We start from the raw sequence: 12524 nt of genomic DNA on the forward strand, positions 1-12524 counted from the left end.
CTACACTGGCGGCCCGACGATGCCCCGGCTCGACACATCGTTGCGTCGAGCTTCTTTCAACTGCGCGTGCAAATGCGGTGCCTGACACCTACGCACGCAGACGACGGCCCTTTATCTGGGACGCCCATTCATTTATTGATGAAAACACGATCCGCCGGCAACAACGACGAGAAGACCTTCGACGCGCTCGTCGGCGAGACATATCGCGAACCTGAAATCAGCCTGCCGCGTCAGACGCCGTTCCAGCGGTTCTGGTGCACGCGCGTGCTGTCGTCGCTGTCGTTTCAGATGCTCGCCGTCGCGATGGGCTGGCATATCTATGCGCTCACGCATAGCGCGTTCGCGCTCGGCCTCGTCGGGCTCGCGCAGTTTCTGCCGATGTTCGTGCTGACGCTCGTCGTCGGCCAGGTCGCGGATCGCTACGACCGGCGGCGCATTGCGGCCATCTGCCAGGGACTCGAATGCGCAGCCGCCGCCGTGTTCGCGTGGAGCACGTTTGGCGGCTGGATCAGCGCGCCCGTGATCTATGTACTCGCCGCATGCGTCGGCGCGGCGCGCGCGTTCGAATCCCCCGCCGTCGCGTCGCTGTTGCCGGGCGTCGTGCCGCGCGCGCAGCTGTCGCAGGCGACGGCCTGGGCGACGTCCGCGAACCAGGCCGCGCAGATCGGCGGCCCAGCGCTTGGCGGGCTGCTCTACGGCATCGGTCCCGGCGCGGCGTATCTCGCGTGCACGTTGTCGTTCGCGCTCGCGTCCGCGGCCGTCAGCACGATCCCCCTGCGCAGGAAGCCCGTGCCGCGCGCGCCCGTCACGCTCGAATCGGTGTTCTCCGGCGTGCGCTTCATCCGCAGCCAGCCGGTCATACTCGGCGCGCTGTCGCTCGACCTGTTCGCCGTGCTGTTCGGCGGCGCAACCGCGTTGCTGCCAATCTTCGCGCGCGACGTATTGCATGCCGGACCACTCGGGCTCGGCCTGCTGCGCTCCGCGTCGGCCGTCGGCGCGCTCGGCGGCACGATCTGGCTCGCGCATTTTCCGCTGCGCAACCGGCCGGGCGCGGCGATGTTCGGCGGCGTAATCGCGTTCGGCCTCGCGACGCTCGTATTCGGGTTGTCGCATTCGTTCATCGTGTCGTTGCTGGCGTTGATGGCGCTCGGCGCATCGGATGTGATCAGCGTGGTCGTGCGCCTGTCGCTCGTGCAGCTGCGCACACCCGACGACATGCTGGGCCGCGTGAGCGCCGTCAATTCACTGTTCATCGGCACGTCGAATCAGCTCGGCGAGTTCGAGTCCGGCGTGACCGCGGGATGGTGGGGCGCGCAGGCCGCCGTGCTCGTCGGCGGTTGCGCGACCATCGCGATCGCGCTGCTGTGGATGCGGCTCTTCCCCGAATTGCGCCGCACGCGCACGCTTGAACGCGAAGAACACGGCGGCGCCGCAGGCGCATGACGCCGATGCGTATCTATCGATGCAGAATAATGCAGTGAATCAGGCGCGTCGATTGCATGTTCGCTTGGCAGACGGGCTGCAAAAAATGGTGCGGCCATCCATTCCGACGTCAGCGCCGAGGAGACGCAGATGCGCGATACACAACACCACCATCGAATGCCCGCGGTTCGTCGAATCAGCGCGATCGCAGTCATCGCGTCGACGGCGTTGACCCCACTAGCCTCTCGCGCCGACGATGCGCCCAACCCCTGCGCCGCGCTCAAGCGCATCGTCGCAGCCGCGCCGACGGGATTCTCGCAACTGACGCCCGACGACGGCAAAGGCGTCGCACAACCATACGGCAACGACGCGCAATGCGGCGCGACAAAAAGCGCTTACGAATGCATGTGGACACCGACGGGAGGCGCGGGATCGAGCACGGCGGCCTTGCAGGCCGTCGCCGCGGACATCGCGTCGTGCCTGCCCGACGCGACGCACGACGTGAACTCGCCGGCACGCCAACACTTCTACATCGGCCCACGCGACGCGCGCACGCAGATCACCGCGATGCCCGCAGGCGCGAGCAGGCTGAAACTGATCGTGTCGGGCAAGTAGCGCGGCATCCGCGCGGCACGATCACGCGGCCGCGCTATCGCGAACTATTGCGCGCTATTGCGTGCGATACCAGACGCGAATCCCCGAATACCAGTGGCTCACGCTTGTATCATCGCCGGAGCCGAACGTCGACAGGCTTTCGACGTTGATCACATCGATGTTGTGCTCGGCAATCCACGCATTCGCGCGATCGACGAGCGCGGCTGCGTTTTCGTACACGTGCCCTCGAATCACGTGGCGTTGCGTGACTTGCCGTTCGAAATCCTGGAATGCGATCTTGCTCATGTGTTGCCTCCGCTGGTCAGGCTGTTCTTGATGGGGCGCCCTCGCGAAAGAGTCTAGCAACGGCGGGACGGGAGCGGCAATTGCTTGAGGGAAAGCGGTTATTGTCAAAGGGAGCGTCTCATGAGCAACGAAAAGCAGCGCACGGCGACTACGAGTCCGGGCAGCGACGTCCAACATCCGAAGCACCCTGTCCACAGCGATAACGAAAAGAGCAAGATGCCCGAGCGCGACGACGAGGCCCGCAAGCGCTCGCCAGCAGATCGTCCGGGCAAGAAGCCGGGCGAAGGCGAGCCCTCCGTCGGCTGACGCAAAAAGCGAGCGGCGGAAACCGTTCGCCGCAGAAAATACGGCTGCCTGCGCGCGGCGCAGCGCAGCCGCTTTTTTCAGTGCAATCCGCGCATTGTCCTGCAACAGGGACGCATTTTTGGCGGAATTATTTCTCGTTATTTTTTTTCATCGTTCATCTACCTTGCTCGCAGCAGCGAAAGGTTTCGTCATGTGAAGCGCTGGCTGCGACCACATTGGAGCGAGGTGGAAAACAATGACGACATCCAGCAAGGTTTCCATTTGCGTGCCGACGTGCAACAGGCCGGCGTTGATCGTCGAGTGTCTCGACTCATGCCTGGCTCAAACGCACACGAACGTCGAGATCCTGATCGGCGACGATTCCAGCGACACCCGCACGCAACGCCTGATCGAAGCGCGTTATGCGCACGATGCGCGCATCCGCTACGTGAGGAACGAGCCGCCGCTCGGGCAGGCGCGCAATGTAGCGAGCCTCTTCGCGCGCGCGAGCGGCGACAAGATCTCGTTGATTCACGACGACGATTACTTCGCGAAGGACGGCATCGAAAGTCTGCTGGCGTTGTGGCAGTCGCATCCGCAACTCGAAGTCGCATTCGCGGACCAGTACGAGGTCGACGCGCCAGGACACGTCGACCCGTCGAAGAGCGATGCCCTCAACGCGGATTTCCATCGCATCGCGTCCGCGCAAGGCATGCAGCAGCAGCCCGGACGCACCGGGCTCGTGCAGATGTTCCCGAACAACGGATGGATGGCGAATGCCGATCTCGTCAAGCGGATCGGCTATCGCGACGACGTCGGCATGTGCTGCGATTACGTGTTCGGGTCCGAGCTTTGTCTGGCGGCATCGCAGGTGTATTACCTGCATCGGTACGTGTCGTACTACCGCAAGACCGACACGTCGATTTCGCGCAGCACGCGCGGCTCGACGTTCGCCGCGTCGTTGACGGCCTTCGAGTTCGTATCGGGGCTGTCGCTCGATGCATCGCTCGAACCGGCGCGCAAGCTCGCGTTGCGACGGCTCGCGCCTATCGTCGTATCGCTGTATGCGAAGAACGATGCGCCCTGGGCCGCGCTGCGCGTCGCGCTCGGGCATCTGTATGCGTATGGGTATGGTCGCGATGCGCGGCTCTACTACCATCTGTCGCTGATCGCGCGCGCGTTCGTCTCGATGAGATGGCGCGGTCTGCCGCCTTCCGCGCCGAAGTTTCCGTAAAGCGCAGCCGGAAAAAACAGCGCAGCAAAAGTAAAACGGCCCTGTTCATCGAACAAAGCCGCTTGTTGCATCACATCGGGTCAGGGCGAGCGCATCACGGTTCGTTGCGCAGATATCCTTCCTTCGACGGATCGCGCATGCGGAACGACACCAGTCCCGCAATTGCGCACAGAGCGGTCACGTACCAGTAGAACGACGATTCACTGCCCGCCTGCTTGAGCCACAGCGCGACGTATTCCGCCGAGCCGCCAAAGATCGCATTCGCGACTGCATACGACAGACCGACGCCGAGCGCGCGCACTTCCGGCGGGAACATTTCGGCCTTGATCAGGCCGCTGATCGACGTATAGAAGCTGACGATGGCGAGCGCGGTCACGACGAGCGCAAATGCCGCGAAGGGACTCGTCACATCCTTCAGCGCATGCAGCAACGGCACCGTGCCGATCGTCGCGAAGAAGCCGAACAGCAGCATCGAGTTGCGGCGGCCGATACGATCCGACAATGCGCCGAACAGCGGCTGCATCACCATGTACACGAAGAGCGCGGCCGTCATCACGTTGCTCGCCGTCTTTGCATGCATGCCCGCCGTGTTGACCAGGTACTTCTGCATGTACGTCGTGAACGTGTAGAAAATCAGCGAGCCACCTGCCGTGAAGCCGAGCACGGTGAAGAACGCGCCCTTGTGCTGCCACATCCCGCGCAGCGTGCCCGCTTCCTTGCGCTGACGCATTTCCGCCGTCGTCGTCTCGTCGAGCGAGCGGCGCAGATACAGCGCGACCAGCGCCGAGAGCGCGCCGACCACGAACGGGATCCGCCAGCCCCATGCCTTCAGCTCTTCCGTCGTCAGCACCTGTTGCAGGATCACGAGCACGAGCAGCGCGAACAGCTGGCCGCCGATCAGCGTTACGTACTGGAACGACGCGAAAAAGCCGCGACGCCCTTGCAGCGCGACCTCGCTCATGTACGTTGCGCTGGTGCCGTACTCGCCGCCCACGGACAGGCCCTGGAACAGACGCGCAACCAGCAGCAATAGCGGCGCGAGCGCGCCGATCTGCGCATAGGTGGGCACCACGGCGATCACGAGCGAGCCGCCGCACATCATGAACACCGACACCATCATTGCGAAACGCCGGCCGCGCTTGTCAGCGAGACGCCCGAAGAACCAGCCGCCGATCGGGCGCATCAGGAAGCCCGCTGCAAAAACGCCCGCCGTGTTCAGCAGTTGCGCCGTCGTGTCGCCCTTCGGAAAGAACGCGGGCGCGAAGTACAGCGCGCAAAACGAGTAGACGTAGAAATCGAACCACTCGACGAGGTTGCCCGATGATGCGCCGACGATTGCGAAGATGCGTCGCCGGGTGTCGCCAGGAGTGAAGACGGTCGTGTCGGTCATGCTGGAGTCGGTCCCTTCTGATAGGTTTTAGCGGTCGTGACGCCGCCTTGTATTGCGCTGAAGCCAGTTTGCAACCGGGTTTCGGTCGCGTTGCAACCAGGTTTCAGCACGCGTGCGAGATTGTAGAGAAACGTAAGCTTTGACGCGGTCGGTATCTTAACGGATATCCATGGATAACGGCGCATGGACGCGCATCTTAAGCGCTCTGTGCATGGCGTGGCGGCGCGGCCTGCGGGCGCGAGCGCGCTGCGCGGGGCGCGCACAAAAAAAAGCCAGCCCGGAGGCTGGCTTTCATCACGGTTGCTGCGCGGGGCCGTCAAACGCGCATCCAACATGCGTCAAACACGCCTCAAGCGCGTGTTAAAGGCGCGTCAAACGCACCACAGGGTCATACCCGGATCGTGGGCGCCGTATAGCGGCACTCGTAGCGCTTTCTGACCGTCCCGTTTTCGTCGACGCTTTCCAGGTACACGTCGAACTGCCACAAGCGCGCCATGTGCTTGAGCACTTCGTCGCTGTCGTTCGACAGATGCCGGTTGTCGCTCATGAAGTGGCGCAGCGTGAGACTGCGGTCGCCGCGCGTATTCACCGAATACACCTGGATGTTCGGCTCGCGATGATGCATGTCGTACTGACGCGACAGCGCCTGACGCACATATTGATAGCCGCTGTCGTCGTGGATCGCGGAGACTTCGAGCGCATCGCGCATGTCGTCGTCGAGTACCGAGAAGAGCCGCATTTCGCGGATCAGATGCGGCGACAGGTACTGCGCGATAAAGCTCTCGTCCTTGAAGTTGCGCATCGCGTAATGCATTGCCGGCAACCACGGACTGCCCGCAAGTTCGGGGAACCACTTGCGGTCCTCTTCTGTCGGGTTCTCGCAGATGCGGCGAATGTCGCTCATCATCGAAAAGCCGAGCGCATACGGATTGATGCCGCTGTAGTACGGCTTCGTGACGGGCGGCTGATAAACGACGTTGCTGTGCGAATGGAGGAACTCCATCATGAAGCCGTCTTCCAGCTTGCCTTCGTTGTACAGCGTATTGAGCAGCGTGTAGTGCCAGAACGTGGCCCAGCCTTCGTTCATCACCTGCGTCTGACGCTGCGGATAGAAGTACTGCCCGATCTTGCGCACGATGCGGATGACTTCGCGCTCCCACGGCTCCAGCAGCGGCGCGTTCTTTTCCGCGAAATACAGCAGGTTTTCCTGCGGCTCCGGCGGATAGCGCTCTTCGACTTCTTCTGGCATGGGCGTATGACGCGTCGGCAGCGTGCGCCACAATTCGTTGACCTGCGACTGCAGATACGCTTCGCGTTCGCGGCGCGCTGCGAGTTCTTTCTGCAACGACAGCTTCTGCGGACGCTTGTAGCGGTCCACGCCATAGTTCATCAGCGCATGGCACGAGTCGAGCAGTTCTTCGACGCGGTCGAGCCCATAACGCTCCTCGCATTCCGCAATGTAGTTCTTCGCGTAGACGAGGTAATCGATGATCGCGTGCGCATCCGTCCACAAGCGGAACAGATAGTTGCCCTTGAAGAAAGAGTTGTGGCCATAGGCCGCGTGCGCGATGACGAGTGCCTGCATCGTCATCGTGTTCTCTTCCATCAGATACGCAATGCATGGATTCGAGTTGATGACGATTTCATACGCGAGGCCCATTTGGCCGCGTCGGTAGCTCTTTTCGGTAGCGAGAAAGTGCTTGCCGAATGACCAGTGCCGGTAGTTGACCGGCATGCCGACGGACGCGTACGCGTCCATCATCTGTTCGGCGCTGATCAGTTCGAGCTGGATCGGATAGACATCGAGTTCATATTGCTCCGCAACATGCGCGATATGAGTGTCGTACTCTTCGATCAGTTCGAAGGTCCAGTCGGACGGACACGGCAATGGCCTTCTGTCGGCAACGTTCATACGGACTTCCCTTTGCCCTTCGGTGGGCGCCCCGGTGGGTCCTCGTGCTGCAGCTGCGTCAGGCGCTACGCCTGCCCCGGCATCGGGCGCACGCGTATCCTTCACGTGCGCCGTGTTCGCCTCGGCATGCCCGGCCTCACTTCGCTTCGGCACGCCTTTACGACGCTCGGGCTGATACCCGCGCGCCTCGTTGTGCAGGTGGCGAGTCGTCATGCCGCTTCCACCTGCTTCTCAAACAGCTCTCGGAACACTGGATAGATATCCGCAGCCGTCTCGACCTTCTTCATGGCCAGATGCGGCACCATTTGAGCAAGCTGCGCATATTCGAGCCACAGGTTCTGCTCTTCAGGCGTTACCTGAATGTACGCAAAATACCGCACCTTATCGAGAATGTCATCCGAGAGGATCTTGCGGCATTTCGGCGAGTCGTCGGTCCAGTTGTCGCCGTCCGAAGCCTGCGCGCCATAAATGTTCCATTCAGTCGGCGAGTAGCGTTCGTCGAGGATCTTCTGCATCAGTTCCAGCGCACTCGATACGACCGTGCCGCCGCTTTCCGTCGAATGGAAGAACGTGTCTTCGTCGACTTCTTCCGCGCGCGTGTGGTGCCGGATGAACACGACTTCGATCTTCTCGTAGTTCCGCTTGAGGAACAGATACAGCAGGATAAAGAAGCGCTTCGCGAGATCCTTGCGCTGCTCGTCCATCGAACCGGACACATCCATCAGACAAAACATCACGGCCTGACTCGACGGTTGCGGCTGCTTCACGCGGTTCACGTAACGCAGATCGAACGGGTCGATAAACGGAATGCGCCAGATGCGGCCGCGCAAATGGTGGATGTCCTCTTCGAGCAGCTTGATCTCTTCGCGACGGTCGGCGGGGTCCGCCTTCATCTCTTCGAGCTGCTTTTCGAGTTCATGCAATTCGTTGACGAGCGGCGCGCCCAGCGCGATGCGCCGGCCGAGTGCGCTGCGCAACGACCGCACGACGTCGATGTTGTTCGGCGTGCCCTCCGCCGCCCAGCCCGCGCGGATGCTCTTCCACGTCGGCACCGCGAGCAGATGCGTTTTGACGAGACGCGGCAATTCGAGGTCGTCGAAGAAGTACTGCATGAATTCTTCGCGGCTGAGTTCGAAAACGAAATCGTCCTGCCCTTCGCCTTCGTTGCTCGCGCTGCCGCCTCCGCCACTGCCGCCGCCCCCTTGCGGGCGGGGTATCTTGTCGCCGCGTATGTAGTCGGCGTTACCCGGGTGCACCATTTCGCGCCTGCCGCCCGGCCCGTGCCGGAACGACGGCTCGGCGATGTCCTTGCGCGGAATCGTGATGCTCTGGGTGTTCTGAATGTCCTTGATACTTCTGTCGCGCACCGCTTCGGACACTGCGCGACGAATATATCCCTTCACGCGACGCAGAAAGCGTTCGCGGTTTGCAATGCTCTTGTTCTTGCCTGCCAGCCTGCGGTCGATGATTTGATGAAGCACATCCGGTCTCCCGCTCCGATTTGGAATACGCGGGGCGCAAGTTGCGCATGCAATGTTATGTCCATGCGACTTGCGCCTCGCAGGAGGCCCGCGCCAACCGGGTGAAGCGAACCCGTTCGCGCGGGCTTTGCGCTACGCGTTTCATGACGACTTGCGCACACGCAGATACCAATCGCACAAGAGCCGCACCTGCTTCGGCGTATAGCCCTTGGTGACCATCCGGTTGACGAAGTCCTCGTGCTTGCGCTGTTCCTCCGCCGACCCTTTCGCATTGAACGAGATGACGGGGAGAAGTTCTTCCGTATTCGAGAACATTTTCTTTTCGATCACGACGCGCAGCTTTTCATAGCTGATCCACGCGGGATTCTTGCCCCCGTTCGCAGCACGCGCGCGCAACACGAAATTCACGATCTCGTTGCGGAAGTCCTTCGGGTTGCTGATGCCGGCAGGCTTTTCGATCTTCTCCAGTTCGGCATTCAGCGCCGCGCGGTCGAAGCTCTCGCCTGTGTCGTGGTCGCGGAACTCCTGGTCCTGAATCCAGAAGTCGGCGTACGTCACATAGCGATCGAAAATGTTCTGCCCGTACTCGGAATACGACTCCAGATACGCGGTCTGAATCTCCTTGCCAATGAATTCCGCATAGCGCGACGCGAGCACGTCCTTGATGAACGACAGGAACTTCTGTTCGGTTTCCGGCGGGAACTGCTCGCGCTCGATCTGCTGTTCGAGCACGTACATCAGGTGCACCGGGTTCGCCGCGACTTCCGTCGTATCGAAGTTGAACACGCGCGACATGATCTTGAACGCGAAGCGCGTGGACACGCCCGTCATCCCTTCGTCGACGCCTGCAAAGTCGCGATACTCCTGATACGACTTCGCCTTCGGATCGGTGTCTTTCAGGTTCTCGCCGTCATACACCTGCATCTTCGAAAAGAGGCTCGAATTCTCCGGCTCCTGCAAGCGCGTGAGCACCGAGAACTGCGCCATCATCTTCAGCGTGCCGGGCGCGCACACGGCATTGGCCAGCGACGAATTGCGCAGCAGCTTCTCGTAGATCTTCATCTCTTCCGAGTAGCGCAGACAGTACGGCACCTTCACGACGAAGATACGGTCGAGCAATGCTTCGTTGTTGCGGTTGTTGCGGAACGCTTTCCACTCCGACTCGTTCGAGTGCGCGAGGATGATGCCGTCGAACGGAATCGCGCCGAAGCCTTCCGTGCCCTTGAAATTGCCTTCCTGTGTTGCAGTAAGCAACGGGTGCAGCACCTTGATAGGCGCCTTGAACATTTCGACGAATTCGAGCAGGCCCTGGTTTGCGAGACACAGGCCGCCGGAATAGCTGTAGGCGTCCGCATCGTCTTGCGCATACTGCTCGAGCTTGCGGATATCGACCTTGCCGACGAGGGACGAAATGTCCTGATTGTTTTCGTCGCCCGGCTCGGTCTTCGCGATCGCGATCTGCCGCAACACCGACGGATAGCGCCGCACTACGCGGAACTTGCGGATGTCGCCGTTGTACTCGTGCAGACGCTTGACCGCCCACGGACTCAGAATGCTCTTCAGGTAGCGTCGCGGTATGCCGTATTGCTCTTCGAGGATGGGACCGTCCTCGTCATAGTCGAACAGGCCCAAAGGCGATTCGTTGACGGGCGAGCCCTTGATCGCATAGAACGGCACGCGTTCCATCAGCTGCTTGAGCCGCTCGGCAATCGACGACTTGCCGCCGCCGACCGGGCCCAACAGATAAAGAATCTGCTTCTTTTCTTCGAGCCCCTGGGCGGCATGCCTGAAGTAGGCGACCACCTGCTCGATTACATCTTCCATTCCGTAGAACTCACGGAATGCGGGGTATACCTTGATGACCTTGTTCGCGAAGATACGCGAGAGACGCGGATCGTTGCGTGTGTCGATCTGCTCAGGTTCTCCTATTGCCGACAGCATGCGTTCGCCAGCGGTGGCGTACGCGGCGGGATTGTCTTTGCAGAGCGCGAGATACTCCTCGAGCGAGAATTCCTCCTCTCGCGTTTTCTCGAAGCGGGTCGCGAAACTGCTGTAGATATCCATGCTACCTCCTCGCCGAAGTCTGGGACGATGTCGTGCGCGGCGCGCTATCAGGAAACGACATCGCTCGAATTCATCCTAAACCCTTTTAAATTTTTTTTCACGAACTACGTTGTGAAAATCGCGCCACAGCTAGCGCTCAGCCCCACTCGCTTGATGACGCAAATTCGCTCACCTACAATCATTGCCCACACCTCGCGAAAATCTTCGCCAGCGCTGCTGCATTGCATCTTGCGTTCCTTCCCCACGCTGTCCTTCACATGCATCGTTTGCACGCGGCATCGCGTGGCGTTCTGCACTTTTCCGCACCTTCGCAAACACCCGTGTAGCACGCTGTCTGCCTGACCACACTAATGCGACACATTACTTCGTCTCGCGCGTGTCTGCAGTGCATGCGAGCCAGTGCATATGGCCTGCCTCATCTGCTTCATCTGCTTCATTGCAATCAACAACCGCTGCGCAGGGACACATTGCCAACCGTTCCGCGCCTTCTGCTCTTTCTGCCATAACGCACGCATGGATGGTTGCGACGACAGCTCATCCGCTGTGTTACATGTTTTGCATGTGCGCGAGCGCGCATTCCTGCCGTTCGTCCGCGCGTGCGCCAAATCGTTCAACGCAATAGGGCCTATGTACAGGCACGCATGAACCGGCGTGACGCGCGCCGTCTGTCTTTTGACGCCATGCCCATAGGACGGCGCACGCGACGCGCATCTGAATAGGTAGATGTAGCCAGGTGTTTGCCCTTTCGCCCTTTATCGATGCGCTTGGTGGGTAGGCTGTCGCAAATCGCAGAGGAAGAAGCGGTGGGGACGAATGAATGCATGCGGATGCGACGGCAGTGCAGGCCGCCGCATGCGCATGCAGTGTGATGATGGCGCCGCAGCGCGACGCCTGGTGGGGCGCTTGATTCGGCCGTATCGGGCCGTGTATTGGACTTCAGGTACTTAAGGGGGTTAGGAGGTGGTTTACGTCAGTTCGACTTCTACTTCGCCGAGTCCGTCGATATGACCATACACGCGCCCCGGCCCATCGACCCGATGCGCGCCGATATACGAGCCTGTCGTGATCGTCCATTCGGGCTCGATGGTGATACCCATGGCGGCGCAGTGGTTGACGAACCACACGAGCAGTTCGCGCGGGTCGCCGGCGGGATTACCCGTCGATTCGGGCACGAGCGACTTGCCGTCAAACGTCAGCTCGAGTTCGGGCGATACGAAGTCGAACGCGCGCGCGAGCGACGCGTACGGCTGCGCATGGCCCGTCACCAGCGCGCCATTGTTCTGCGCATCGGCGAGCTGGGCGAGCAGCGCGACGTTCGGCCACTCGGCGAAGCGGCTGTCGACAATTTCGATCGCGGGCAGCACCGAGCCGACGCGCGCCAGCACTTCATCGCGTGCATAGGTCTCGCCGTGCGGCTCGATGGGCTCCGCGAAGCGAAACGCGATTTCCAGTTCGAGCAGCACGCGGAAAAACGAGCCGTGTTCGAGGCGCGCGGGCGAGGCGACCGTCAGCGCCGCAGGAATCGGCGCGCCCGAGGCCGGACCGCCCGGAGCTTTGGCACCGATTTTCCAGGCGCCCGTCGAACCGCCCAGCCCCGCGATGACCGCCTGCTGGATCGCATAGGCTGTCGCGGCGTCGGGCGGGAGGGTGTCGAGCGGGAGCGTGTCGATTGCGCGGTGCTGGCGGCGCGCATCGACGAGGCGTTGCGCGAGGTCGTGATCCGTCATGTCGTTTCCCTTTTGGCTTCCTGGACTGTCCTGATCTGACGTGGGCTGATGCAACGGCAATGCGATTGCAGCAAGCGATGGCGTCTCGCGGCGAACAGGCGCGTGAAGC

Annotated in this window: 10 protein-coding genes; 4 read left to right on the plus strand and 6 right to left on the minus strand. The window is 61.4% G+C overall.

The window, feature by feature from the left end:
- Positions 1-138 precede the first annotated feature (138 nt).
- Complete coding sequence (locus AABE10_RS31905) at positions 139-1443, plus strand: MFS transporter (protein WP_342937094.1); 1305 nt, start codon at positions 139-141, stop codon at positions 1441-1443.
- Positions 1444-1599: 156 nt separating this feature from the next.
- Positions 1600-2037, plus strand: coding sequence for a hypothetical protein (locus AABE10_RS31910; RefSeq protein WP_342937172.1), 438 nt, complete (start codon positions 1600-1602; stop codon positions 2035-2037).
- 54 nt (positions 2038-2091) lie between these two features.
- Here AABE10_RS31910 and AABE10_RS31915 read toward each other — a convergent pair whose 3' ends face one another.
- Positions 2092-2322 carry a hypothetical protein gene (locus AABE10_RS31915; protein WP_342937095.1) on the minus strand — a complete coding sequence of 77 codons (231 nt, stop codon included), beginning with the start codon at positions 2320-2322 and terminating at the stop codon, positions 2092-2094.
- A 120-nt stretch (positions 2323-2442) separates the two neighbouring features.
- Here AABE10_RS31915 and AABE10_RS31920 point away from each other — a divergent pair, with 120 nt between their 5' ends.
- Both AABE10_RS31920 and AABE10_RS31925 read left to right on the plus strand, forming a co-directional pair.
- Positions 2443-2628, plus strand: a complete 186-nt coding sequence (locus AABE10_RS31920) for a hypothetical protein (protein ID WP_342937096.1) — start codon at positions 2443-2445, stop codon at positions 2626-2628.
- A gap of 235 nt (positions 2629-2863) precedes the next feature.
- Positions 2864-3841 (plus strand): glycosyltransferase family 2 protein, encoded by a 978-nt coding sequence (locus AABE10_RS31925; protein ID WP_342937097.1) that lies wholly within the window; start codon positions 2864-2866, stop codon positions 3839-3841.
- Positions 3842-3935: 94 nt separating this feature from the next.
- On the opposite strand, the gene AABE10_RS31930 is transcribed toward AABE10_RS31925, so the two are convergent.
- The 5 genes from AABE10_RS31930 to AABE10_RS31950 form a co-directional block, all read right to left on the minus strand.
- Positions 3936-5231, minus strand: coding sequence for an MFS family transporter (locus AABE10_RS31930; protein WP_342937098.1), 1296 nt, complete (start codon positions 5229-5231; stop codon positions 3936-3938).
- Positions 5232-5619: 388 nt separating this feature from the next.
- Positions 5620-7356, minus strand: a complete 1737-nt coding sequence (locus AABE10_RS31935) for a SpoVR family protein (protein ID WP_342937099.1) — start codon at positions 7354-7356, stop codon at positions 5620-5622.
- Complete coding sequence (locus AABE10_RS31940; protein WP_342937100.1) at positions 7353-8624, minus strand: YeaH/YhbH family protein; 1272 nt, start codon at positions 8622-8624, stop codon at positions 7353-7355. The genes AABE10_RS31935 and AABE10_RS31940 overlap by 4 nt, the downstream gene beginning before the upstream one ends.
- A gap of 141 nt (positions 8625-8765) precedes the next feature.
- Positions 8766-10688, minus strand: a complete 1923-nt coding sequence (locus AABE10_RS31945) for a PrkA family serine protein kinase (RefSeq protein ID WP_087735276.1) — start codon at positions 10686-10688, stop codon at positions 8766-8768.
- A gap of 965 nt (positions 10689-11653) precedes the next feature.
- Complete coding sequence (locus tag AABE10_RS31950; protein WP_342937101.1) at positions 11654-12415, minus strand: hydratase; 762 nt, start codon at positions 12413-12415, stop codon at positions 11654-11656.
- Between the last annotated feature and the right edge of the window lie 109 nt (positions 12416-12524).

Source organism: Paraburkholderia diazotrophica, from assembly GCF_038900755.1.
GTDB lineage: Bacteria > Pseudomonadota > Gammaproteobacteria > Burkholderiales > Burkholderiaceae > Paraburkholderia > Paraburkholderia diazotrophica_A.

What these genes read in the sequence shown, in the direction of transcription:
- AABE10_RS31905 (WP_342937094.1), top strand. Translation starts at nt 139, where the DNA reads ATGAAAACACGATCCGCCGGCAACAACGACGAGAAGACCTTCGACGCG.
- AABE10_RS31910 (WP_342937172.1), top strand. Translation starts at nt 1,600, where the DNA reads ATGCCCGCGGTTCGTCGAATCAGCGCGATCGCAGTCATCGCGTCGACG.
- AABE10_RS31915 (WP_342937095.1), bottom strand. Translation starts at nt 2,322, where the DNA reads ATGAGCAAGATCGCATTCCAGGATTTCGAACGGCAAGTCACGCAACGC.
- AABE10_RS31920 (WP_342937096.1), top strand. Translation starts at nt 2,443, where the DNA reads ATGAGCAACGAAAAGCAGCGCACGGCGACTACGAGTCCGGGCAGCGAC.
- AABE10_RS31925 (WP_342937097.1), top strand. Translation starts at nt 2,864, where the DNA reads ATGACGACATCCAGCAAGGTTTCCATTTGCGTGCCGACGTGCAACAGG.
- AABE10_RS31930 (WP_342937098.1), bottom strand. Translation starts at nt 5,231, where the DNA reads ATGACCGACACGACCGTCTTCACTCCTGGCGACACCCGGCGACGCATC.
- AABE10_RS31935 (WP_342937099.1), bottom strand. Translation starts at nt 7,356, where the DNA reads ATGACGACTCGCCACCTGCACAACGAGGCGCGCGGGTATCAGCCCGAG.
- AABE10_RS31945 (WP_087735276.1), bottom strand. Translation starts at nt 10,688, where the DNA reads ATGGATATCTACAGCAGTTTCGCGACCCGCTTCGAGAAAACGCGAGAG.
- AABE10_RS31950 (WP_342937101.1), bottom strand. Translation starts at nt 12,415, where the DNA reads ATGACGGATCACGACCTCGCGCAACGCCTCGTCGATGCGCGCCGCCAG.